23 protein-coding genes and 1 tRNA gene are annotated in these 21,833 nt (G+C 65.3%); 11 read left to right on the top strand and 13 right to left on the bottom strand.

Annotated features, from left to right (window positions below; genetic code table 11):
• Positions 1-15: 15 nt before the first annotated feature.
• The gene (locus L0V05_RS19160; RefSeq protein ID WP_234873101.1) at positions 16-669 is read right to left on the bottom strand and encodes a protein-L-isoaspartate O-methyltransferase family protein; all 654 of its coding nucleotides are present in this window, start codon (positions 667-669) and stop codon (positions 16-18) included.
• A gap of 124 nt (positions 670-793) precedes the next feature.
• Positions 794-1,402, bottom strand: coding sequence for a CDP-alcohol phosphatidyltransferase family protein (locus L0V05_RS19155; RefSeq protein WP_234873100.1), 609 nt, complete (start codon positions 1,400-1,402; stop codon positions 794-796).
• 148 nt (positions 1,403-1,550) lie between these two features.
• Between L0V05_RS19155 and L0V05_RS19150 the strand changes: the two genes are divergently transcribed.
• Genes L0V05_RS19150 through L0V05_RS19140 form a run of 3 tightly spaced genes read left to right on the top strand, consistent with a single transcriptional unit; the run spans position 1,551 to position 5,076 of the window.
• Positions 1,551-2,762, top strand: coding sequence for an ABC transporter substrate-binding protein (locus L0V05_RS19150; protein WP_255683860.1), 1,212 nt, complete (start codon positions 1,551-1,553; stop codon positions 2,760-2,762).
• Positions 2,763-2,809: 47 nt separating this feature from the next.
• A complete protein-coding gene (locus L0V05_RS19145) occupies positions 2,810-4,423 on the top strand; it encodes an ABC transporter permease (protein ID WP_234873191.1) in 1,614 nt (537 codons plus the stop codon).
• A complete protein-coding gene (locus L0V05_RS19140) occupies positions 4,420-5,076 on the top strand; it encodes an ATP-binding cassette domain-containing protein (RefSeq protein ID WP_234873099.1) in 657 nt (218 codons plus the stop codon). The genes L0V05_RS19145 and L0V05_RS19140 overlap by 4 nt, the downstream gene beginning before the upstream one ends.
• On the opposite strand, the gene L0V05_RS19135 is transcribed toward L0V05_RS19140, so the two are convergent.
• Positions 5,073-6,389: an ATP-binding protein gene (locus tag L0V05_RS19135; RefSeq protein WP_234873098.1), complete on the bottom strand. Its 1,317-nt coding sequence runs from the start codon at positions 6,387-6,389 to the stop codon at positions 5,073-5,075. The two genes, L0V05_RS19140 and L0V05_RS19135, sit on opposite strands and share 4 nt — an antisense overlap.
• On the opposite strand from L0V05_RS19135, the gene L0V05_RS19130 reads away from it, so the two are divergent.
• Positions 6,388-7,317 carry an MBL fold metallo-hydrolase gene (locus tag L0V05_RS19130; RefSeq protein ID WP_234873097.1) on the top strand — a complete coding sequence of 310 codons (930 nt, stop codon included), beginning with the start codon at positions 6,388-6,390 and terminating at the stop codon, positions 7,315-7,317. The two genes, L0V05_RS19135 and L0V05_RS19130, sit on opposite strands and share 2 nt — an antisense overlap.
• Before the next feature lie 61 nt (positions 7,318-7,378).
• A tRNA-Asn gene (locus L0V05_RS19125) sits at positions 7,379-7,453 on the top strand.
• Positions 7,454-7,487: 34 nt separating this feature from the next.
• On the opposite strand, the gene L0V05_RS19120 is transcribed toward L0V05_RS19125, so the two are convergent.
• The 3 genes from L0V05_RS19120 to L0V05_RS19110 are packed head-to-tail and all read right to left on the bottom strand — an operon-like array spanning position 7,488 to position 10,653.
• Complete coding sequence (locus tag L0V05_RS19120) at positions 7,488-9,035, bottom strand: DHA2 family efflux MFS transporter permease subunit (protein ID WP_234873096.1); 1,548 nt, start codon at positions 9,033-9,035, stop codon at positions 7,488-7,490.
• A 12-nt stretch (positions 9,036-9,047) separates the two neighbouring features.
• Positions 9,048-10,178 (bottom strand): HlyD family secretion protein, encoded by a 1,131-nt coding sequence (locus tag L0V05_RS19115; RefSeq protein WP_234873095.1) that lies wholly within the window; start codon positions 10,176-10,178, stop codon positions 9,048-9,050.
• Position 10,179: 1 nt separating this feature from the next.
• On the bottom strand, positions 10,180-10,653 hold the full coding sequence (locus L0V05_RS19110; protein WP_234873094.1) for a MarR family winged helix-turn-helix transcriptional regulator: 474 nt from the start codon (positions 10,651-10,653) through the stop codon (positions 10,180-10,182).
• 177 nt (positions 10,654-10,830) lie between these two features.
• On the opposite strand from L0V05_RS19110, the gene L0V05_RS19105 reads away from it, so the two are divergent.
• Together L0V05_RS19105 and L0V05_RS19100 are read left to right on the top strand one after the other, a co-directional pair.
• Entirely contained in the window at positions 10,831-11,274 is a 444-nt protein-coding gene (locus L0V05_RS19105) for a DUF2721 domain-containing protein (RefSeq protein WP_234873093.1), read from the top strand.
• Between the two features lie 465 nt (positions 11,275-11,739).
• Entirely contained in the window at positions 11,740-13,332 is a 1,593-nt protein-coding gene (locus L0V05_RS19100; RefSeq protein WP_234873092.1) for a hypothetical protein, read from the top strand.
• Positions 13,333-13,627: 295 nt separating this feature from the next.
• Here the strand turns inward: L0V05_RS19100 and L0V05_RS19095 are convergent, their stop codons facing one another.
• A complete protein-coding gene (locus L0V05_RS19095; RefSeq protein ID WP_234873091.1) occupies positions 13,628-14,296 on the bottom strand; it encodes a hypothetical protein in 669 nt (222 codons plus the stop codon).
• Positions 14,293-15,213 (bottom strand): FAD-dependent thymidylate synthase, encoded by a 921-nt coding sequence (gene thyX, locus L0V05_RS19090; protein ID WP_234873090.1) that lies wholly within the window; start codon positions 15,211-15,213, stop codon positions 14,293-14,295. Before thyX ends, L0V05_RS19095 begins: the two co-directional genes overlap by 4 nt.
• A gap of 173 nt (positions 15,214-15,386) precedes the next feature.
• On the opposite strand from thyX, the gene L0V05_RS19085 reads away from it, so the two are divergent.
• Both L0V05_RS19085 and L0V05_RS19080 read left to right on the top strand, forming a co-directional pair.
• The gene (locus tag L0V05_RS19085; protein WP_234873089.1) at positions 15,387-15,815 is read left to right on the top strand and encodes a VOC family protein; all 429 of its coding nucleotides are present in this window, start codon (positions 15,387-15,389) and stop codon (positions 15,813-15,815) included.
• A gap of 10 nt (positions 15,816-15,825) precedes the next feature.
• The gene (locus L0V05_RS19080; protein ID WP_234873088.1) at positions 15,826-16,080 is read left to right on the top strand and encodes a GlsB/YeaQ/YmgE family stress response membrane protein; all 255 of its coding nucleotides are present in this window, start codon (positions 15,826-15,828) and stop codon (positions 16,078-16,080) included.
• A 4-nt stretch (positions 16,081-16,084) separates the two neighbouring features.
• On the opposite strand, the gene L0V05_RS19075 is transcribed toward L0V05_RS19080, so the two are convergent.
• On the bottom strand, positions 16,085-16,576 hold the full coding sequence (locus L0V05_RS19075; RefSeq protein WP_234873087.1) for a MarR family winged helix-turn-helix transcriptional regulator: 492 nt from the start codon (positions 16,574-16,576) through the stop codon (positions 16,085-16,087).
• A gap of 88 nt (positions 16,577-16,664) precedes the next feature.
• Positions 16,665-16,937 (bottom strand): FAD assembly factor SdhE, encoded by a 273-nt coding sequence (locus tag L0V05_RS19070; RefSeq protein WP_234873086.1) that lies wholly within the window; start codon positions 16,935-16,937, stop codon positions 16,665-16,667.
• 84 nt (positions 16,938-17,021) lie between these two features.
• Here L0V05_RS19070 and L0V05_RS19065 point away from each other — a divergent pair, with 84 nt between their 5' ends.
• Entirely contained in the window at positions 17,022-18,224 is a 1,203-nt protein-coding gene (locus L0V05_RS19065) for a pyridoxal phosphate-dependent aminotransferase (protein WP_234873085.1), read from the top strand.
• Between the two features lie 9 nt (positions 18,225-18,233).
• Entirely contained in the window at positions 18,234-18,647 is a 414-nt protein-coding gene (locus L0V05_RS19060) for a hypothetical protein (RefSeq protein ID WP_234873084.1), read from the top strand.
• 92 nt (positions 18,648-18,739) lie between these two features.
• Here L0V05_RS19060 and L0V05_RS19055 read toward each other — a convergent pair whose 3' ends face one another.
• The 3 genes from L0V05_RS19055 to L0V05_RS19045 are packed head-to-tail and all read right to left on the bottom strand — an operon-like array spanning position 18,740 to position 21,753.
• Positions 18,740-20,107 carry an MATE family efflux transporter gene (locus tag L0V05_RS19055; protein ID WP_234873083.1) on the bottom strand — a complete coding sequence of 456 codons (1,368 nt, stop codon included), beginning with the start codon at positions 20,105-20,107 and terminating at the stop codon, positions 18,740-18,742.
• Positions 20,108-20,149: 42 nt separating this feature from the next.
• A complete protein-coding gene (locus tag L0V05_RS19050) occupies positions 20,150-21,109 on the bottom strand; it encodes a nickel/cobalt transporter (RefSeq protein WP_234873082.1) in 960 nt (319 codons plus the stop codon).
• Positions 21,091-21,753 carry a DUF1007 family protein gene (locus L0V05_RS19045; protein ID WP_234873081.1) on the bottom strand — a complete coding sequence of 221 codons (663 nt, stop codon included), beginning with the start codon at positions 21,751-21,753 and terminating at the stop codon, positions 21,091-21,093. The genes L0V05_RS19050 and L0V05_RS19045 overlap by 19 nt, the downstream gene beginning before the upstream one ends.
• Between the last annotated feature and the right edge of the window lie 80 nt (positions 21,754-21,833).

Genomic DNA, 21,833 nt, shown 5'->3' with positions numbered 1-21,833 from the left:
TATTCCAGTCCTGTCTTACAAAGCGAAGGCGTGCCGTGCCTCGAAGCCCGGCAGCACCGGGGCAGAGGCGTTGAACACTGACCGCCACGTCACCACGCCATCTGCCTTGAGGCCGATCTGAACCGTCCCCAGCGCGCCCGACATGAAGATGGCCGCGATTCGACCACCGTTCTTGAGCTGAGCCAGCAACGACTCCGGAACCGTCTCGACCGCGCCCTGCAGCAGGATCACGTCATAGGGGCCATGCTTGCCAGAACCCGCCGAAAGCGGCCCGGTGAAGACGACGACATTGTCCACGCCCTGCCCCGCCAGCGCGAGTTCGGCCTCCGAAACCAGCGCCGCATCTTCTTCCACGGCAATCACTGCCTCGGCCAGACGAGCGACGACGGCTGAGGAATAGCCAAGGCCGCAGCCGACATCGAGCACCAGATCGCTTGGCGAGATATCGACGGCATCAAGGATCTTGGCCAGCGTGCGCGGATCCAGAACGACCCGGTTTGGCGCAATCTCGAGATTTTCCCCGACATAGGCCGCTTCCCGCAGGCTGGCCGGCACGAAGGCCTCGCGCGGGATCGTCAGCATCGCTTCGATGATGGGAAACTTGGTCACGTCCGATGGGCGGACCTGCGTATCGACCATCATCGTGCGGCGGGTGGCGAAGTCCGTCATAACTGAACTCTTCCGTCTAGTTTTCGCAGATTCGGGTTTGCCACATGAGGTCCTGCACGGCAAGAGCGGCCCGTCGCCGAAATCACTCGTTACAGATTTTCTTGTGGCAAGATGCCCGAAAACTCTAACCGCGGAAGAGCCGCCACGCCAGCAGAACCCGCGCCGTCGCCGTGACGAGGCAAAGCGCGGCAAAACCCCATGAAAACAGGGGAAACAAAGCTGGGAAGAGGCAGATGGCGACAAAGAACAGGATCGTCTCGGTCCCTTCCAACAGCCCGGCACTGTAGTAGAGCGATTTCTCGCCCTGCTGCCGCGTCTCGATGCCGCGCTTTGCGGCAAGGATGGCGAAGCCCAGAAAGCTCGCCCCGTTCACGTAGAAGCTGGCCAGCAATGTGGCGCCCGGCAGCGCGTTGGCCGTGGGATCGAGCAGAACGAAGCCAAGCGGCACGGCGGCGTAAAAGAGAAAGTCGCAGGTGATGTCGAGAAACCCGCCGAAATCGGTCTTGCCCACGCTTCGCGCGATTGCTCCATCCAATCCGTCGGCCAGCCGCGACAGCGCCAACGGCAGGAGCGCGGCTGCTGGAGCGCCGAGGGCGATGAGCGCCGCCGCCAGAAGACCGAAGCCAAGGCCGGCCAAAGTCACCGCGTTGGCCGTAACGCCCCGCGCCGCGAGCTTTCGCCCGATCCCGTTAAGAGGCGGGTCGATCACCCGCCGCATCGCCGCATCCAGCATCCCGGTCTCCCTTCTTGCGAAACTTCCAGATGGGAAGGACGCTTGCAACCGGCTGTGACCATGACGGGCCTTGCCAGCGACGCCATGCGCGGCATCTTGTGGCTCCGATGGATGGGCCGGACGAGCGCCCTTGCCGAGAAGGAAGCCGATGCCGACCCGCCGCGACATGCTGACCGCCGCCGCCCTGTGCCTTGCCCTGCCCGCCTGGGCAGGTCCGGCCCCCATGGACTGGGAGGCCGTCTTGGCCGAGGCACGGGGTCAGACAGTCTATTGGCACGCCTGGGGCGGAGATCCGAAGATCAACGACTTCATCGCTTGGGTCGGGCAACAGGCAGAGACACGCTACGGCGTTCGCCTCGAGCAGGTGAAGCTGGCCAACACCGCTGATGCCGTCGCACGCGTGCTGGCTGAAAGACAAGCCGGCAAGACGTCGGGCGGCGCGGTGGACCTCATCTGGATCAATGGCGAGAACTTCGCGGCCATGAAAGGCACGGGCCTGTTGTTCGGCCCCTTCGCCGAGGACCTGCCCAACTGGCCCCTGGTAGATGCCGTCGGCAAACCCGCAACCGTGATGGACTTCACCGAGCCGACCGGAGGGCTGGAAAGCCCTTGGGCGATGGCACAGCTTGTCTTCGAGTATGACAGCGCCCGCCTGCCCCAGCCGCCTGCCTCTGCCTCGGCCCTTCTCGACTGGGCCAAGGCCAATCCGGGCCGCTTCACCTATCCGCAGCCGCCAGACTATCTGGGCGCGACCTTTCTCAAGCAGGTGCTCTACGACGTCACGCCCGACCCGGCCGTACTGCTCAAGCCGGTCGGTGACGCCGACTATGCCGCCGCGACCGCGCCACTCTGGGCCTGGCTCGATGCGATCACCCCGTCGCTGTGGCGGCAAGGCAAGGCTTATCCCGCCAACGAGCCGGCGCTTGGACAGCTGCTGGCCGATGGCGAGACCGATCTTTCCTTTGCCTTCAATCCAGGTCGCGCCTCGGCTGCGATAGCGGCGGGCGAGTTGCAGGATACGGTGCGCACCATGATCTGGCGGGACGGCACCATCGGCAATGCAAGCTTCGTCGCCATCCCCTTCAACGCCGCCCACCGCGCCGGGGCGCTGGTCATCGCCAACCTCCTGCTTGACCCGGAAGTGCAGGCGCGGGCGCAGGACCCCGACGTTCTCGGCTTTCAGACGGTCCTGAACCTCGATGCCCTGTCGGCCGCTGACCGCGCCCGGTTCGAAGGGCTGAAGCTGGGGGTTGCGACGCTGCCGCCACAAGCGCTTCGTCCGGTGCTGCTGGAGCCACATGCCAGCTGGATGACGCGGATCGCCGCAGACTGGATTACGCGCTACGGTGTGGCCCCTTGAGCCAGGCCTCCGTCCTGCGCCAGATCCCGACGCTGACGCTGCTTCTGATGGCGGGGCCGGTCGTTGCGGGCCTTGCAGGCACTGTGCTGCCGCTGATCGGAACCGATGCCATCGAACGACTTATCGACTGGCCGGGCCTTGGTGGCGCGATCCGGTTGTCGCTGGTGACCGGGGTTGTCTCGACCGTGCTTGCCGTTGCCGTCAGCCTCGCGATCGTCGCAGCGTTGCACGGCGGACGGCGCTTCGGCCTCCTTATGCACGCGCTCTCGCCGCTTCTGGCCCTGCCCCATGCGGCGGCGGCCCTCGGGTTGGCCTTCCTGATCGCACCCTCGGGCTGGATCGCCCGGCTTCTCTCGCCCTGGGCAACAGGATGGTCAACACCGCCCGACCTTCTGATCCTGAACGATACGGCCGGAATTGCGCTGACGCTCGGGCTCGTGGTCAAGGAAATACCATTCCTGCTTCTGATGCTGCTCGCGGCCCTGCCGCAGGCCGACGCGGCGCGCCGCATGATGCTGACGCAGAGCCTCGGCTACGGGCGGGTCTGGGGCTGGCTTTTGGCCGTTCTGCCGGCTGTCTGGCCACAACTCCGCCTGCCGGTCTATGCGGTTCTTGGCTATGCGACGACAGCGGTGGACATGGGCGTGATCCTCGGCCCGAGCCTTCCGCCCCCGCTTTCGGTTCAGGTCACCGCCTGGATGATGCATCCCGATCTGTCCTGGCGCGGACCGGCGGCGGCCGGGGCGCTCCTCCAACTCGCGCTGGTCGCGACCGTGCTGGTGCTGGCACGACTTGCCGAACGCCCGATCGCCCGGATCGGGCGTCATTGGGCCGAAAGCGGGCGGCGCTGTCAGACGGTTGACCGTCTCATCGCGCCCGGCGCTACGACGTCGGCGCTAATCATCGTTTTCCTCGTCGGCGGCGGGATGATCGGCATGGGGCTTTGGTCGGTGGCGGGCCTCTGGCCCTTCCCCCAGGCGCTACCATCGCCCTTGAGCCTTGCGACCTGGATGCGCACCGCACCAAGCCTGACGGCCACCGGGGGCACGACCCTGTTGATCGCACTGATCTCGACCGGCGCAGCCCTTGCCCTTTGCCTCGGCTGTCTGGAAGCCGAAGCGCGGTTCCGGCTTGCCCCCGGCACCGCGGCGATGTGGCTTCTCTATCTGCCACTGATCGTGCCCCAGACGGCATTCCTGCCTGGGCTTCAGGTGCTTTTCCTTTCGATCGGGGCCGCTGACACGTTGCTGGCGGTCGCCGCCACACATCTGGTGTTCGTGCTTCCTTATATCTTCCTGTCGCTCGCTCCGCCCTGGCGAGCCTGGGACGGGCGGATCGCCCTTGCGGCGGCCGCGCTCGGCGCAAGCGAGACGCGAACCTTCTGGCAATTGCGCCTGCCAATGCTGCTGCGCCCGGTTCTGACGGCTGCAGCGGTTGGGCTTGCGGTTTCAGTGGGCCAGTATCTGCCGACACTCCTGGTCGGCGGCGGGCGGATCACAACTCTGACCTCGGAGGCAGTCGCCCTGTCCTCGGGAGGAAACCGGCGGATCATCGGCGCCTATGCCGTCTTGCAGATGCTCTTGCCTGCCGCCGGTTTCCTTCTGGCTTTGGCGATCCCAGCTCTCGTCTTTCGCAACCGCCAGGGGATGAGGGCCACATGACCGGACTGGTGCTTGACAGCTTGTGCGTGACCAAGGACGGCGCGACGCTCGTCGCTCTCGACCTTGCAGTGGCGCCGGGCGAAGTCCTGTCGATCATGGGGCCGTCGGGTTCGGGGAAATCCACGGCGCTTGCAGCCATCCTTGGCGTTCTCGGGCCAGAGTTCCGACTGACGGGCAGGGTTCTGCTTGATGGCGAGGATGTCACCCCGTTGCCGACCCGTGCGCGCCGGATCGGACTTCTCTTTCAGGACGACGTCCTGTTCCCGCATCTATCGGTCGGCTCCAATCTTGCCTTTGCGCTGCCGGCGAGGATCCACGGACAGGCGGCCCGGCGGCAGGCCGTGGAGACCGCGCTCGATCAGGCGGGCCTGCACGGCTATGCCGATCGCGACCCCGCCACCCTGTCTGGCGGTCAGCGCGCCCGGATCGCCCTGATGCGCGCGCTTCTGGCCGAGCCCCATGCCCTTCTGCTGGACGAACCCTTTTCCCGGCTCGATGCCGATTTACGCACCCGGATCCGCGCTTTCGTCCTTGATCAGATCCGCGCTCGAGGACTTCCCGCGATCCTGGTTACCCACGACAGCGACGATGCCCGCGCAGCAGGCGGACGCATCCTCGATCCGCTTGGTCGGGAGGCCGGGCCGCCTCTCTAGCGCGCGAGGATCAATTCGGCCTTGAGGCCGCCAAGCCTCTGGCTTTCCGTCAGAGTCAGCGTTCCGCCATGGCTGCGGGCGATGTCGGCGGCAATCGACAGACCAAGACCGACGCCACCGCCCTTGTTGGGGTTGCGGGCCGCGTCGAGCCTGGTGAAGGGGCGCAGCGCCTCATCGCGGCGTTCTTCCGGAATGCCGGGGCCATCGTCCTCGACGCAGATCCGGACCGACCGCTCCGTGACCGATACCGAGACCTCGACCCGCCGGCCGAACCGCGCGGCATTGCCGACAAGGTTCTCGACCGCACGCGCCACGGCGTCGGGACGCAGCAGCGCAGCGCCCCCTCCCTCGATCGTGAGCGCCACCGTCTGCCCGGTTCTCTGGGCGTTCTCGACGACGCGTGTGACAAGGGCAACCGGATCGGTGCTGACCGGCACTTCCATCGCGTCGCCGCGCGCGAAGGAGAGAAACTCGTCGACCAGCCGTTCCATGTCGGCCACGTCGCGCAGGGCCTCGCGCACCTCGGGATCGTCGGGCATCAGGGCAAGCGACAGCTTCAACCGGGTAAGCGGCGTACGCAAGTCGTGGCTGACGCCCGAGAGCATCAGGGTCCGCTGCTCGATCTGTCGCTCGATCCGCGCCCGCATGTCGAGGAAGGCCGCTCCTGCCGCCCGCACCTCCAGCGCGCCGCGCGGACGGTACGGCACAGAACGGCCCTTGCCAAAGGCCTCTGCGGCCTCTGCCAGTTTCTTGATTGGCCGCAGCTGGTTGCGAAGGAAGACATAGGAGATGACGGTCATCAGCACCGAGGTGAGCATCATCCAGACCAGGAGCTGATGCGGGTTCGAGGCCGACACCCGCCGCCGCGATACGGTGAGCGATGCCGGGCCGTGGCTGGTATCGACCAGCATCCTGACGTCGTCGTTCTCGGTGGAAAGGTTGACGGCCCTGAGCCCCGGGACGCCGGCGCGCAACGTCTCGATCACGATCCGCCCCGACAAATCGAAAAGGTCGCGTTTATCCTCGGTCGTCACATTGTCTGCCGGCAGGTCGATCTGCATCGTCAGAGGGGCGGCAATCCGAGCGATATGGGCCTGTGCCTCGGCGAGGGTGCCGGCATGGTCGATCTCCTCCAGCACCAGATTGACCTCGTTCACGACGCCTTCGGTCATCTGGCGCGTGACACCTTCGAAATGACGCTGGATGATCGCCAGCGACACGACGATCTGAATCGCCACCACCGGAACGATGAGGATCAGCGCGGCGCGGCCATAAAGTCCGCGCGGAAGGAAGGGTTTGATGAGGGCGAACATGGCACCGATCCTAGCCGCAGGGTCAATGGATGGAAAGCTGCCCGCCGGGCTGCGTCACGTCCTGGCGCCCAACCCCTCGCCCCTGACGGCGGAAGGGACGAACACATGGCTCCTGGGAGAAGGGACGGTCGCCGTGATCGACCCCGGCCCTGCCCTGCCCGCGCATCTTGAAGCGATCCTCTTCCGGCTGGATCCGGGCGAGAAGATCGGCCAGATCATCGTCACCCATGCCCATCGCGACCATTCAGGGCTGGCACCGATCCTCGCCGAGCGAACCGGCGCTCCGGTCTTCGCCTTCGGGCGGGCGCTTGACGGACAGCGCGAGGTCGCAACCCGCCTTGCTGCGCCCTTCGCCGTGGCTGGCGAGGGCGTAGACGAGACCTTCGTCCCAGATGAACGGCTGGGCGACGGCCGGCGCCTGGCAGGCGCTGGATGGGAGATCGAGGCAATTCATACGCCGGGCCATCTTGCCAACCACATCTGCCTGGCCTGGGGCGATCTGCTGTTTTCGGGCGACCACGTGATGGGCTGGTCGACCTCGATCGTCTCGCCGCCCGAGGGCGACATGGGCGCCTACATGGAAAGCCTGGCGCGCCTGTCGGCGCGACGCTGGTCGCAGATGATGCCGGGCCATGGTGAGATCGTGACCGACCCCTCGGGGCGACTTGCGGAACTGACCGCGCATCGCCGGTCGCGCGAGGCGCAGATCCTCTCCGCCCTTGCCGGTGGCCCGGCCGACACGGCCACGCTGACGCGCCGGATCTATACCGACATCTCCCCGGCCCTGTTGCCGGCCGCCGAGCGCAATGTCATCGCCCATCTTGTTGATCTTCTTGAACGAAAGCGGGTCTCCGTCACGCCTGAAGCCGGCACTGCCACTGCCTTTGCCTTGGTTTCGCCTCCGACTTCGGCCCGTCCTTCCTCCTGACATTTTTCCCGCATTTGGCTCTGGACGCCCCCGAAGAGCCTTGCTATAGACCCCCCCGTGTTCCGGCGTAGCTCAGCGGTAGAGCAGTTGACTGTTAATCAATTGGTCGTAGGTTCGATCCCTACCGCCGGAGCCAAAAATCCCAAAATTACCGAAGCTTGACCCGATGGTTAGTCTGCCATCGCGGCATGCGGCGCGGCGCCTGCATGGGGTTTCGGCCGGCTCAGCAGGAAGGCAAGCGGGATCGCGGCCAGCGTGATCATCATCATCAGCTTGAAGTCGTCGACATAGGACACCATCAGGGCCTGCTGGTTCACCAGCTGGTCAAGCTGCGACAGGGCCGCCGAATTCCCTTGCGCCGCCAGGGGCGAAATCTGCTGGACCATGGGATTGTAGGGCGAAATCGACGCGCCCAATTCGGCATGGTTGATCTGGACGTTGCGCGTCAGCACCGCCGAGACCACCGAAATGCCGATGGACGATCCGATGTTGCGCACCAGGCTGAACAGGCTGGTGCCATCCGCACGGAACTTCTGGTCGAGTGTCGCAAAGGCGACCGTGGACAGCGGCACGAAGACAAGGCCGAGACCCAGCCCCTGCACCACACCGGAAACGATGATCGGCATGCTGTCCATCTGCGGAGAAAAGCCCGTCATCATCCACAACGAAGCCGAGGTCAGCGCCAGCCCCAGCACGACCAGCTTGCGCGGGTCGAACCGGCTGACCAGTCGCCCGACGAGGATCATCGAGATCATCGTCCCCACTCCGCGGGGGGCCATCACGAGACCCGTGGTGATCGTCGGATAGCCGAAGATGCGCGACAGCATCGGCGGCAGAAGGGCAAGGCTCGCCAGAAGCACGATCCCGATGATGAAGATGAAGACCAGACCCATGGTGAAGTTCCGGTCGGCAAAGATTTTCGGGTCAAGGAACGGATGCTCGACACCGAAGACATGCACGGCGAACACCCAGAACCCGGCGATCGAGATCAGCAGGTAGGCCCAGATCTCGGGCGAGTTGAACCAGTCGACCTCGCCCCCACGGTCGAGCAGCAGTTGCAGCGCGCCGATCGCCAGCGACATCAACGCGAAACCGAAGAAGTCGAACCGACGCAGCCGCCGCGGGGCGCGGGGCAGGAAGATTACACAGGCAGCCAGCGCCACGATACCGACCGGCAGGTTGATGAAGAACACCCACCGCCAGTTGTAGCTTTCGGTCAGCCAGCCGCCGAGGGTCGGGCCGATGATCGGGCCGACCATGATGCCCGCCCCCCACATCGCCATCGCCTGCCCGGCCTTCTCGCGCGGGTTGATGTCCAGAAGGATCGTCTGCGACAGCGGCACGATGGCCGCACCGAAGACGCCCTGCAGCAGGCGGAAAGCCACCATGCTGGGCAGGCTCCAGGCAAGGCCGCAAGCCATCGAGGTGATGACGAAACCGATGATCGAGATCAGGAACAGCTCGCGCTTGCCGATGCGGTCCGACAACCAGCCGGTGACCGGCGTCATGATCGCGGCGGCGACGATGTAGGAGGTCAGCACCCAGTTGATCGTGTCCTGCGACGCGCCGAGGTCACCGGTCATCGATGGCAGCGCCACGTTGGCGATCGTGGTGTCGAGCACCTGCATGATCGTCGCCAGCATGATGCCGATGGTGATGAGACCGCGATGCTTCACCGCCGACGGGTCGGGGTTTGCAACCTGCGCTGCGCCGGACATGGGTTTGAGTCCTTACTTCGTCCCGGCAAAGGCCGGGAACAGATCCCAGACGCTGTTGCCCGCGCCGGTATCGACCTTGACTTCGGCGCTGACGCCGGTGGCCAGTGCCGGCATGTCAACCGCCTCCTCGAGGGCGAGCCGCACCGGCACCCGCTGCGTGACCTTCACCCAGTTGCCGGTCGCGTTCTGCGCAGGCAGCAGCGAGAATTCCGCGCCTGTCCCTGCCCCGATCGCCTGGACCCGCGCCTTGAACGGGCGGCCCGGCATCTGGTCAAAGGTAACCTCGGCCTCCTGCCCCTCGCGGATCTTGGCAAGCTGCGTTTCCTTGAAATTCGCGTCGATCCAGGTGTCGCCCGTCTCGACCAGCGCGAAGAGCGAGCTGCCGGCATTCACATACTGGCCCGGCTTGAACGAGGCCGCCTGGTAGACGACGCCGTCCGCCGGCGCCCGCACCGTGGTCAGGCTGAGATTGTACTTCGCCTCGTCCAGCGCGACCTGCGCCGCCTGCACGGCCGGGTGGCTGTCGACCGGCGCGTCGGGCGCGCCGCCGAGGGCCGCGAGCGCGTTGTCCACGCCCTGTTGCGCCACGATGTTCTCTTCCTCGGCCAGGCGTTCCTGGTGCTCGGCATCGTCGAGCGACGTCACAGAGGCCACGCCCTTTTCAGATAGCGCCCGCTGGCGGGCAAGTTCGCTCGTCTGGTAGTCCAGCGTTTCGGCGGCCAGCTTGGCGCGGGTCACGGCCTGATTGTAGGCGACCTTCAGCTGCTCGACCTGCAGACGCGCCGAGGCGAGCGCCGCCTCGGCCTGCGACACGGCCAGGCGATACGGCTGGTCATCGACCTTGAACAACAGATCGCCCGCCTTCACCCGCTGGTTGTCGGCCACGTCGACCTCGACCACGCGCCCACCGATATCCGAGGCGATGGCGATGCGCGCCTGCTTGAGGTTGGCGTTCTCGGTCGTTTCGTAGCGCCCGCCGGTCAGCCATACCCCGGCCACGCCGGCCAGGATGACCACCGGGACGGACAGCATCAGGCCGAGCCGCCGCTTCTTCTTCGGGGCGGCGGGGGCAGCAGTCTGGGGGGCGGCAGTCTGGGGGGCTGAGGCTTCGGGCGTTGCGTCTTTCGCGTCGGTCGTGCTCATGTCAGGTGCTTTCCGCATCAGGGCGGGTCCGGGCGGCGCAGGCCGCCTCTTCGCCCGTCAGGTTCTCGATGATGATGTTCAGCGCCTTCACCAGCGCCGCCTTCTCGGGGTCCGACAGTCCGGCCAGCGCCTCGGCGTAGACCTCGCCCGCCACGCCATGGACGGTCTCGAAGGCCTTCAGCGCGCGCTCGGTCGGCACGATCACCTTCACCCGGCGGTCCGCCGGATCAGGTTCGCGCCGGACCCAGCCGGTCTGCTCCATCCGGTCGACCATGCGCGAGACGCTGATCGGCTCGATCTCGAGCAGTTCGGCCAGCCGCGCCTGGCTGGCGCGGGCATCGCGCTTGAGCGAGACGAGCAGCCGCCACTGTGCCGAGGACAGCCCCCAATCCTGCGTCCGCAGTTCGAACCGCCGCCGCACGGCGCGCGTCGCGTCGTGGAGGAGCAGGCCCAGTCTGTCGATTCCCAATGTCATGAGCTCCACATAATATAAGCATGCTTATTATTCAAGCGAGCGAGAGGCCCACCCCTGCGCGAAAGCCTGATTTAGCGGTGCATGGCCGCACAGCGACAACGCGCACGGGCGCACAACCTGCGGGGACTGGACGGAGCCGGGCGGTGCGGGCAGTCTGCGTCGAAAACCGGGGATTCCATGTTCAACGACGCCGATACGCTTGACCACCTGAGCCAGGTCATCAGCCATGTCATTGCGCCGTCCTTCCTGCTGGGAGGAGTAATCAGCCTTGTCACGCTGGTCTTCTCGCGCATGAGCGCGGTCGTGGACCGGCTGCGCGAGCTGAACGCCATCCCCGAGAAGGACAAGGCCCGCGCCTGGCTGCGCGAGGACCTGCCCCGCCAGCGCCGCCTCCTTCGGCTTCTGCGGATCGCCGCGATCCTGTCGCTGGCCTCGGGCGTCGCGACCGCGCTGCTCATCATCACCGGCTTCACGCTCGCGATCCTTGGCCACGACCACGCGCCGGGCATGGCCTATCTCTTCATTCTGGCAATGCTGCTCTTCATTGGCGCCATTGCCGTCCTCGCGGTCGAGGCGGTCAACAGCGTGTCGGAATTCGACCACCACCACGGCAGCGGCTGACGCCCCGCGCCGTCAATGCACCTTGTACCCGCCCCAGGGCGAAAGCGCCGCCGGGTCACGGGCGGCGGTGGCAAGGAGCAGGGCCAGGCAGAGGGCAAGGCGGAGGGGCAAGTGCGGAACCTTGCAGGTTGAGTACTTGTCAGCGCCGGAGGCAGCAGGGGCGGATCGCCGAAGGCTTCGTCAATGGTGTCAGGGCAAACCGCCAGGCAACGAAGAGCAATATGCGTCAGTCATCCTGCCTGACTCAAATCAATACACACATTCACAGATATGTATACTTATATGACCTCGCGTGAGAGGGCGGGGTGATTCTGTGCATTTCATAGGGGGGAGACTATGGGATTCGTTTCTCATTCGCGGGCTCGCTTTACGAGACGCGGCACTGCGTTTACGGCACTGCTTCTGACAGGAAGCGCTCTTGGAAACGGAGCATTGGGGGCAACGGTTTACGACTGGCAGACAGTCGTGAACAACGGGTACCTCGTTCCCGGTGGAACGACGGAAACCTATTTCAGTTACAACCAGCCATCGATCAGTTCGGACGGCCTCGTCGTTTTCCGCGCCCGGGCCCGCAACGTCGGCAGTGAGGGCGGAGAAGAAGGCGGCGAAGAAGGTGGGGGCGGAGGCGGTGAGCCCTTCAGGGGCATCTACAGCCGCGACATGTCCACCCCCGGCGCACCGATCGTCTTGATCGCCGACAACAAGTCGACCGAGGTTCCCGATCCGAACAATACGGGCGCCGGATTCAACGAGTTTCCGTCCTTCCCCCGGATCGACGGGGACGGGACCATCGCCTTCCGGGGTCAGTCGAGACCGGTCTGGGAGACCGACACCAAGACGGGCACCTCGGGCGTCTACACGACGGCGGGCGGCAGCCTTGTGACGGGCGCCAGCCAGCTGGGTGCGCTGTCGGGCTTCGAGTACTTCTCGGTTCCGGGATCAGCCGCGCCGGGAACCAAGTTCGACCAGTTCCCCGGCTCGCCCACGCCCTCGGGTTCGCTGGTGGCGTTCAAGGGCAACTGGACGGAAGGCACGACCGGCCGGACCGGCATCTATGTCCGGGACGCGCTGGCCGACGGCGGAACCTCGCCCGTCCGGATGATCGCCGAGTCGGGGATGGCCATCCCGGACGAGGGCGGCACGGTGGGCAGCGGCGCCGTCTTCGGCTCGACCGCCCCGCCAAGTGCCTGGGGCAGCAAGCTCGTCTTCACCGGCCTCGACAATGAAGAGGCTCCGACGGCGGGCGGCATCTACATCGCGAACATGTCCGGCGAACCGGACGTCAAGACCTTGGTCAACTTCGCGACAAAGGTTCCCGGCGAGGGGCCGCAGACCTTCAACAAGGTCGGCGAGGCCCTGTCCTTCAACGGCCACAAGGTCGGGTTCTGGGGCGCATGGGGCGACGAGATGAAAACCGTCAACCTGACCTGCCCCGACGAGGGCAACGCCGCGGTGCGCAAGGCCTGCCTTGACAGCAGCGACAAGGACCCGGTGACCGGCGAGCCGACCGGTAAGACGACGCGGGAAGTCCCGGTTCATCAGGGCATATTCACCGTCGACACCAAGACCGGCAAGGTCGAGATGGTTGCCCAGACCGGAGATCCCGGCATCGACGATCTGGTGTTCTGGAACTTCTCGGGCGCACCTCCCGGCGTCGGCGAGGGTGACGGCGACCAGGAACCACCGCGCTGGCGCTCGACCTCGTTTGTGGCCGTCGACGGCGACCGGACGGTGTTCAAGGCAACGGACTACACGGTCGACAGCCTGATGCTTGGACGTGCGGCGAAAGGCATCTTCGAGACCCTGCTGGACACCACGATGCTGGCAAGCATTCTTGATCTCGACGCGCCGCTCGGGGCGCTGATCGCCTCGCTCGGCATCGAGCGGGACGGCTTCCGGGGCGGGCGCATCACCATCAACGCCAGCTTCCTCAACGCGGCCAACGAAAGCTGGGCTGGCATCTACACGACCTCTGTCGCGCCGGTTCCGCTGCCCCTGTCCCTGCCGCTGCTGGCAGGCTCGCTCGGCACGCTGCTCTTCGTGCGCCGCAGGCGCTGAAACGGTCTGCCGGGGCGACCCGGCGGGAGACGGTCCGGGGCAACTCCCAACGGCGCCCCCCCCCGTCATCACGTCATCGGCCGCGCCGCCCCCGGACGCGGCCGATTTCCTGTTCAGCCCTGCTTGTACCCGCCCCAAGGCGAGATCGCCGCCGGATCACAGGCGGCGGTAGTCAGGAGCAGGGCGAGACAGAGGGCGACACGGCGGGTCATGGGGCACAACTCTACTCTATCAGCGAAACAATCTAGGTCCGTTAAATCACATTCCGGCTGATTGAGATCGGATCCCCTACGGCCTAATTCAACCGCTCTTCCGAAAGCCCCATTCGGCTCAGGTAAGACAAGAACTCTCGACCAAAATCAGTTATTGAGATTCCATCTTCATCCTTAGAGACGAAGTTATAGAAATGCAAGTATTCAAGGTATTTGCTAAGCGTCCAGTCTAAGAATGTGCTATTCTCAGATTGGAGAACCGCAAACTCTCGCTCCAATTCATCTTGCGACACATGTCCACCACGATTAATCAACTGCCGCAAAAGATGAATCTGACTTCCGAAAATATTCGCGTAAGCCAAATTGAATGCGCTTTCCAACCTAGACTTGGCGAGAGCCGTTAGCAGCAAAGACTGGCGCTTCTCTTCGGAAACCTTGTCTAAATCTGCGCGCAAGGAACTCTCAATGGTTTCCTGGGGCACAGACCGCAATACGTTGGGGTCAAGCGATTCAAGGACCTCACGCAATTCTGATCGATTGTCCAATGCGTTCTCTTGCTTCGCACTCAGACCAACCTCAAATCCAGAGCCGGAAAGGCGCTGAATTCTATCAATTGCGTTCTTAATTGGAGCACGAAATAATATGGCTACAACAATAATGCTTACGGGCCATGACAGTGCCGCCAAAAATGTAAAGAATGCTGTCCAAAATGGCAGCAAGCCGATCAAGAGGTAGTTTAAAAGATCGATCACCCCAACACCCCTTCAAACTCCCGCCACTCACCCTTGCTCATGCCGGAATTCTCCTGCGTCACCGTCTCGCCCTTGAGCATCCGCCGCACGCAGTCGATCGCCTTCGCCGAAAGCGTCACGCCGCCCATGCGGTAGTCCTCGAAGGCGCGGTAGGCGAGCGGGACCCAGTCGGCGACGAGGCGGGCCATCGTCTCGGCATAGACGCGGATCTCGTATTGGGCATGGGCGTCGGCGCGCAGGCGCAGGAAGTGGAACAGGTTGTGCAGGTCCACCTTCCAGTACCATTGCGTGTAGATGTTCATCGGCAGGTTCATCCGGGCCAGTTCGCGCGCCAGACCCTGCTGCGGCGTGCCGTCGGGCTGGGTCTGCGACAGCATTTCCTCGTAATGGTCATAGGCCCGTGCCGCGTCGGATTTCAGGATCTCGAGCACCCGCGCCGCCTCGTGGCCGTACAGCGCCTGCCCCCGCCCCTGGTTGTTGACCGTGCTTTGCGCCGCAAGCTGATCGGGTTCGGGGATGTAGAACTCGCGGTCGAGGATCGAGTAGCGGGCCGAGTATTCGTTGACGTTGGCCGTGCGGTGGCGGATCCACTGGCGGGCGACGAAGACCGGCAGCTTGACGTGGAACTTGACCTCGCACATCTCGAACGGGGTCGAATGCCAGTGCCGCATCAGGTAGCGGATCAGCCCTTCGTCGTTCGACACATGCTTGGTGCCCGCGCCATAGGACACGCGGGCGGCCTGCACGATGGCGGAATCGTCGCCCATATAGTCGATGACCCGGACGAAACCGTGATCCAGCACCGGCTGGGCGGTGTAGAGATGCGCCTCCATCCCCTCGCTGACCGCGCGCAATGTCGGGCGCGGATTGGCCCGGGCGGCCTCGATTTCAGCGAGTTGGTCTGGGGAAAGCGGCATGGGGGCCTCCGAGTCGGCTAATACAAGATGTGGCGTGTCTGACTGACCATCCTACGATGGGTTGGGCGGATCGCAAGGGTTTCCGGAAAAAGCGGCGCGGGACACGCGGGCAAGGCATTTCCTTTGCGGCAATCCCGGACTACCTTCGCCCTGACCCGCGACAGGAGACCGCCATGAAGATCCGCTACCTGCACACCATGGTCCGCGTGCTGGACCTTGAGAAATCCATCGCCTTCTACAAGCTCCTGGGGCTGGAGGAGACGCGCCGCTACGAAAACGAAGGCGGGCGCTTCACCCTGGTCTTCCTCGCCCCGCCCGGCCAGTCGGATTGCCCGGTGGAGCTGACCTACAACTGGGATGGCGATACCGGCCTGCCCTCGGACAGCCGGCATTTCGGCCACCTCGCCTACGAGGTCGAGAACATCTACGACATGTGCGCGCACCTGCAGGCCAACGGCGTGACCATCAACCGCCCGCCGCGCGACGGCCGCATGGCCTTTGTCCGCTCGCCCGACAACGTGTCGATCGAGCTTCTGCAGATGGGCGGCGCCCTGCCCCCGGCCGAGCCGTGGCTGAGCATGGGCAATACCGGGCATTGGTGAGGGGGTTCACATGGGCGGAATGAGCATCATCGCGATGCTGGTGATCGGCGGGCTGGCGGGGTGGCTGGCCGAACTGATTGTCAAGGGGCGCGGGCTGGGCCTGATCGGCAACATCGCGGTCGGCATCGCCGGGGCGGTGGTGGCCTCGCTGATCTTCCCGCTGATCGGCCTGGGCTTCGGCGGCGGCACCGGGACGACCGTGGTCCATGCGACCATCGGCGCGGTCGTGCTTCTGGTGCTGATCCGGGTGGTGAAGAAGGCCTGACCCGTCAGTAGATGTAGCGGATCTGCTCGGACCAGAAGCGTTCGGTCCGCCGGAGCGCCTCGTTCACCTCGGGCAGAGCCGAGGTGAGCGAGCGGCGGTCGAGCTGGGCCGCATGGCGCAGGAACAGGTCGGTCAGAAGCCCCCGCACCCGCCGCCCCTTCTCGGTCAGGCGCACGCGCACCGACCGGCGGTCGGCCTCGGACCGCTGGTGATGCATGTAGCCGAGTTCGACCAGCTTCTTGAGGTTGTAGCTGACATTCGAGCCCTGGTAGTAGCCGCGCGAGCGCAACTCGCCCGCGGTCACCTCATGCTCACCGATGTTGAAGAGGAGCAGCGCCTGGACCGCGTTGATCTCGAGCACGCCGAGCCGTTCGAATTCGTCCTTGATGACGTCGAGCAGGAGCCGGTGCAGGCGTTCCACCAATGCGAGCGTGTCAAGGTAATTGGCCAGCACGAGGCCGCTGTCATCCTCCATCTCGATCGATCGTCCGTGCATCCGCCGCCTCCGCGCACATCTCGGGTGCGGCAGAGAGTCGGGGGAAAGATCGAACATTCGGTAAACGGCGCCCGAACGGGGCGTACGGTCAGCCAGGAGACAGACGCGCCCGGGCAAAGGCCGCAATCTCGGCCAGAAGCGCCGAATAGTCGGCGGGCGCCGGGGTCTGCCCCAGAACCCAGGGCAGCAGGTCCTGATCGTTCTCGGTCAGGAGCCGGTCGTAGAGGGCAAGCATCGGCTCGTCCATCGCGGCAAGCCGCGCATCGGCATAGGGGCCAAGGACAAGGTCCATCTCCTTGGTGCCGCGCCGCCAGGACCGCATCCTGAGCCGCTTCAGCCGGTCTTCCGCGGTCTCCGCCATGCGCCGTCTCCCCGTTTGCGCTTGATCGCGCGTCGGGGGCACCCTAAGACGGGCCGCCGAAAACATGCAAGCCGGAGCCCCGACATGGCCTTCCTGTCCGATACCCTCGCCCGTGTGAAACCCTCGCCCACCATCGCCGTGACCAACAAGGCGCGGGAACTGGCGGCGGCCGGCAAGGACGTGATCGGGCTGGGCGCGGGCGAGCCCGACTTCGATACGCCGCAGAACATCAAGGACGCGGCCAAGCGCGCTATCGATGCCGGCAAGACCAAGTACACCGCCGTGGACGGTATCCCCGAGTTGAAGGCCGCGATCTGCGCCAAGTTCGAGCGCGAGAACGGGCTGAAATACACGCCCGCCCAGGTCTCGGTCGGGACCGGCGGCAAGCAGATCCTCTACAACGCGCTGATGGCGACGCTGAATCCCGGCGACGAGGTGATCATCCCCGCGCCCTACTGGGTCAGCTACCCCGACATGGTGCTGCTGGCCGGCGGCACGCCCGTGCCGGTCGTCGCCGGGATCGAGACCCAGTTCAAGCTGACGCCCGCGCAGCTGGAAGCGGCGATCACGCCGAAGACCAAGTGGTTCATCTTCAACTCGCCGTCCAACCCGACTGGGGCCGGCTATACCCGCGCGGAACTGAAGGCGCTCTGCGACGTGCTGATGCGGCACCCGCATGTCTGGATCATGTCGGACGACATGTACGAGCACCTCGTCTTCGACGATTTCGAATTCACTACTCCGGCGCAGATCGAACCCGGCCTTTATGACCGGACGCTGACCTGCAACGGCGTGTCGAAATCCTACGCGATGACCGGCTGGCGGATCGGCTATGCGGCGGGCCCGGTGGCGCTCATCAAGGCGATGGGCACGATCCAGTCGCAATCGACGTCGAACCCCTGCTCGATCGCGCAATATGCCGCCGTCGAGGCGCTGAACGGGCCGCAGGATTTCCTGAAGACCAACCGTGTCACCTTCCAGCGCCGCCGCGACCTCGTGGTCGAAATGCTGAACCGCGCGCCTGGGCTGAACTGCCCGGTGCCGGAAGGCGCCTTCTACGTCTATCCCGACATCTCGGGCTGCATCGGCAAGGTCAGCGCCGGCGGCACCAAGATCACCGATGACGAGGTCTTCGCCACCGCGCTTCTGGAAGAGGTGGGCGTGGCCGTGGTCTTCGGCTCGGCCTTCGGGGTTTCGCCGAACTTCCGCGTCAGCTACGCTACCTCGGACGAGGTACTGCGCGAGGCCTGCGGGCGGATCATCCGGTTCTGCGAAGGGCTCAAGTAAGGGGGCGCGATGGCGGACGAACTGCCGGACTACTACTTCCGCATCCGCGAAAACGGCGCGACCGTCTTTCGCGTGGATACGGAGAACCGGCAACGCCGCATCGAGATGGAGCCAATCGCGACGGTCAATGTCGAGAACGGCAAGATCAAGCCTCAGGGCGAGCGCACTTTGTCCGAGGCAGATGTAGCGGCGATCGGCGACTGGCTGACCGCACGGCGCGCCCTACTGGCCGAACGGGACATCGACGACATCCTGCGCACCGTCGACCATTTGAACCAGACCGCGCATTGGGCGCAGACCCGCGCCGAGGATGTCGAATTGGAGCGCGTCACCGATGCGCTTCTCTTGGCCATGCACGACCTGCGCTCGGTCCTCGTGCGACGCAAGGCAGAGCGGCTGTCTGCCGAGGGCAACGCGGAGTAACCGACGCCGGACGGGGGCTGTCTGCCCCCCGATTGCGGCGTTCCGGCCGCAACGCCCCCCGAGGATATTTGCGAACAGAAGAAGCCAGGGTGTCAGGCGACGACCGGCTTCGGCGCATTCCGCCAGAAGCGGGTCATCAGCGAGGCCGCCGCCAGCATCAGCCCGATGACCAGACCGAGCCAGAGCCCCTTGGCCCCGAGGCCCATCGGAAAGGCCAGCAGATAGGCCGATGGGATGCCGATAACCCAGTAGCTGACCGCGGCATACCACATTGGCATCCGCGTATCCTGGATGCCGCGCAAGAGGCCAAGCGCGATGACCTGCATCGCGTCGGCCATCTGGAACATGGCGCCAAGGGCGAGCAGCACGACCCCGATTGCGATGATCTCGGGCGCTTCGGGCAGGTTCTTGTCGAGGAAAAGCGACAGGATCGGCACGGGAGCCAGCAGGAACGTCGTCACGACGAGGATGCCGAAACCGGCCGACAGCGCGATGGCGACAATTGCCGCTCGCCGCAACCGCTCGACATCGCCTGCGCCATCGGCGCGGCCGACCCGGATCGTGACCGCGTTCGAAAGACCGAGATGCACCATGAAGGCAAGCGCGCAGGCTTCCATCGCGATGCCGTGGGCGGCCAGTTGCACGGTGCCGATCCAACCCATCATCAGGGCGGATGCCTGGAAAAGCCCGCTTTCGGCCAGACCGGTCAGACCAATCGGCCAGCCCAGGCGCCAGACCTGCCGCAGCGCCGCCCAGTCGGGGCGCCAGAACCGCTGGAACAGGCGGAACCGCCGAAGGTCGCGCAGGAGTGCCGCGTAAAGGACGAGGATCACGAAGGTCGCAACCTGCGAGATGACCGAGGCCCAGGCGGCACCGCGCACCCCCATCTCCGGAAAGCCCCAGTTCCCAAAGATGAGCGCCCAGTTGACCAGGATGTTCAGGAAGACCGCGGCAATGGTCGTCCAGAGCACGACCTGCGTCCGCCCGAGCGCCGCGAGATAACCCTTGAGCGCCATGACCAAGAGCGCGGGGATCATGCCAAGACCGGCGATCCGCAGGAAGCTTTGACCGGCAGCCGCCACCTCGGGCTTCTGGCCGAGCGCGAGCAGGATCGGACCCGACCACCAGAAGATCGGATAGGACAGGACCCCGAAGGCGATGGAAAGCCACAGCCCCATCCGTGTGTCGCGGCGCACCTGCGCCTCGTCGCCCCGGCCAAGCGCGGCGGCGACCATCGGCATCACGGCCTGGGCGAAACCCGAGCCAAGGATGAAAATGACGAAGAAGGACGAGGCGCCCAGAACGCCCGCCGCCAGCGCTTCGACCGAATACCAGCCCAGCATGATCGTGTCGGTGACGTGCAACGCCATCTGCGCAAGATGGCTGCCGATCAGAGGCAGGCCGAGCGCCAGCGTCGCCCGGGCATGGGCGCCGTAGGATTGGTCCGGAGCGGAGGTCATGCCCAACCGATTAGCAATTGCCGCGGGAAGCGGCAAGCCAAGTCAGAGTGACAATGACAGAAGCGGCAAGGTTGCCAGCGCGATCAGCGCCCCGACCACGATCTGCAGGACCGGAAGGGCGCGCGCGACCAGCGTGCCGGGCAAGGTCGCCAGCGCGCCCTCGCGGGCCCAGACCGACATGCCGGCGACGAGCAAGGTCAGCATCGCCGTGCCAAGACCCATTGCCAGCGCCGAAAAGATACCCATCCGGGCGATGCCCATCTGCCATGTCAGGATCAGGACGAACAAGGCTCCGGTACAGGGCCGGATTGCGATTCCGGCGATCAGCGCCAGCGCATCGCGCAGGCTGGTGACCCGGGCCACCTCCTCCAGACTTGGGCCGTGGGCATGACCGCAATGCGCGTCGTGGACATGGTCGTGCTCATGGTGGGAGTGAACGTGGTGCCCCTGGTGGTGATGAGAATGGCCTTGGTCCGCATCGACCGCGGCATCCAAGACCGCCGCCCGATGCTGCGCCAGAAGCGCCTTCCAGCCCCGCCAGACCAGCCAGAGCCCGATCAGCGCGATCATTCCTCGGCTTATATCGGCCAACACGGTTTCGGTCAGGCCGACCATCCGGTCGCGCCCCCAGCCTAGCAGCCAGAGGCCCGCATAGACCAGCCCGATCGCGGTCAGCGCCTGGGCCAGGCTCGAGACGAGCGCAATCGCGCCGAGGCGCAGGAAAGGCACGCGGCGCGCCATGCCATAGCCACCGATCAGCATCTTGCCGTGCCCCGGTCCCGCGGCATGAAAGAAGCCATAGCCGAAGGACAGGCCAAGAAAGGCAGTGACTGCGCCCGGATCTCCGGCCTTCAGGCGGCGGATCGCCCCCGCCAGCGCGTTCTGCACCTCATGCTGCGCCGACAGGATCGCGCGCTGAAAGGCTGCGAGGCTCCCGCTAAACCACAGCAGAACCAGCGCGGCAGCGACGATCAGCCCTAGGATCAGGAGGGATCGGCGCATGTCACACGCACCTCGTCCGCAAAGGCGGCGCCGACCGCCGGAAAATCGGCTTCCACATCCATGTCGGCAGAGTATTCAGACAAAGTCGCCTGGAGCTGTTCGTCGGCCGCCGTCAGGTCGGGCTCGAGAAGCTCGGTCTTGCACCCATCGCGACCAGTCACCTTCGGCGGGTCCGGTATCGTGTACTGAACGTAGTAGCTGGGATCGTAGGACTGCACGATCAACGGCTCGGTCATGGGCACGACCGCCGGCTCGATCCGCCGCAGATGGCTCGACACCAGCTTGCCGTCGACGACGTCGGCGGTCCACTCCTCGGGCGGGCCGAGCTTGAGGGGCTGACTTCCCAGAAGCGCATAGGTGTCGCCGGGATAGCCCGGATCCCAGTGCATGTCGAACCCCTGCAGGCGGGCCTTCTCATCCGCACTCAGCTTGCCATCCATATCGGCATCGAAACCGCGATCCGTCAGGATGGAAAGAGAGACAAAGTCATCATAGGTCCAGGTGATACGGACCGCCACGGCCTGACCGGCGGCGTCGAAGATCACTTCGATCCCGGTGTCGATGAAGACATGTGGATGCGCCAGAGCCGGGGCTGCCCCCATGGCCCAAAGCCCCGTCGCCGTTGCCAAGAGTAGTCGCCGCATGGCCTGATCACCGCTTGCCCGCAGTGACCCTATCGAAGCGGGCGCTGTCACACCAGCACCCGCCGTTCACATCGGCGAAA

The organism is Alitabrizicola rongguiensis (assembly GCF_021491355.1).
In the GTDB taxonomy this organism is placed as follows: Bacteria; Pseudomonadota; Alphaproteobacteria; order Rhodobacterales; family Rhodobacteraceae; genus Aliitabrizicola; species Aliitabrizicola rongguiensis.
Note: the sequence above shows the minus strand (reverse complement) of the source record. Positions and strands in the feature narration are given on the sequence as shown.

Coding starts and splice junctions, on each gene's coding strand:
- L0V05_RS19055 (WP_234873083.1), bottom strand. CDS start 20,107: ATGACCTCCGCTCCGGACCAATCCTACGGCGCCCATGCCCGGGCGACG.
- L0V05_RS19110 (WP_234873094.1), bottom strand. CDS start 10,653: ATGACATTGGGAATCGACAGACTGGGCCTGCTCCTCCACGACGCGACG.
- L0V05_RS19075 (WP_234873087.1), bottom strand. CDS start 16,576: ATGCACGGACGATCGATCGAGATGGAGGATGACAGCGGCCTCGTGCTG.
- L0V05_RS19130 (WP_234873097.1), top strand. CDS start 6,388: ATGGCACCGATCCTAGCCGCAGGGTCAATGGATGGAAAGCTGCCCGCC.
- L0V05_RS19050 (WP_234873082.1), bottom strand. CDS start 21,109: ATGCGCCGATCCCTCCTGATCCTAGGGCTGATCGTCGCTGCCGCGCTG.
- thyX (WP_234873090.1), bottom strand. CDS start 15,213: ATGCCGCTTTCCCCAGACCAACTCGCTGAAATCGAGGCCGCCCGGGCC.
- L0V05_RS19060 (WP_234873084.1), top strand. CDS start 18,234: ATGGCGGACGAACTGCCGGACTACTACTTCCGCATCCGCGAAAACGGC.
- L0V05_RS19105 (WP_234873093.1), top strand. CDS start 10,831: ATGTTCAACGACGCCGATACGCTTGACCACCTGAGCCAGGTCATCAGC.
- L0V05_RS19155 (WP_234873100.1), bottom strand. CDS start 1,402: ATGCTGGATGCGGCGATGCGGCGGGTGATCGACCCGCCTCTTAACGGG.
- L0V05_RS19135 (WP_234873098.1), bottom strand. CDS start 6,389: ATGTTCGCCCTCATCAAACCCTTCCTTCCGCGCGGACTTTATGGCCGC.
- L0V05_RS19070 (WP_234873086.1), bottom strand. CDS start 16,937: ATGGCGGAGACCGCGGAAGACCGGCTGAAGCGGCTCAGGATGCGGTCC.
- L0V05_RS19150 (WP_255683860.1), top strand. CDS start 1,551: ATGCCGACCCGCCGCGACATGCTGACCGCCGCCGCCCTGTGCCTTGCC.
- L0V05_RS19120 (WP_234873096.1), bottom strand. CDS start 9,035: ATGTCCGGCGCAGCGCAGGTTGCAAACCCCGACCCGTCGGCGGTGAAG.
- L0V05_RS19115 (WP_234873095.1), bottom strand. CDS start 10,178: ATGAGCACGACCGACGCGAAAGACGCAACGCCCGAAGCCTCAGCCCCC.
- L0V05_RS19045 (WP_234873081.1), bottom strand. CDS start 21,753: ATGCGGCGACTACTCTTGGCAACGGCGACGGGGCTTTGGGCCATGGGG.
- L0V05_RS19160 (WP_234873101.1), bottom strand. CDS start 669: ATGACGGACTTCGCCACCCGCCGCACGATGATGGTCGATACGCAGGTC.
- L0V05_RS19080 (WP_234873088.1), top strand. CDS start 15,826: ATGGGCGGAATGAGCATCATCGCGATGCTGGTGATCGGCGGGCTGGCG.
- L0V05_RS19065 (WP_234873085.1), top strand. CDS start 17,022: ATGGCCTTCCTGTCCGATACCCTCGCCCGTGTGAAACCCTCGCCCACC.
- L0V05_RS19140 (WP_234873099.1), top strand. CDS start 4,420: ATGACCGGACTGGTGCTTGACAGCTTGTGCGTGACCAAGGACGGCGCG.
- L0V05_RS19145 (WP_234873191.1), top strand. CDS start 2,810: ATGGCGGGGCCGGTCGTTGCGGGCCTTGCAGGCACTGTGCTGCCGCTG.
- L0V05_RS19085 (WP_234873089.1), top strand. CDS start 15,387: ATGAAGATCCGCTACCTGCACACCATGGTCCGCGTGCTGGACCTTGAG.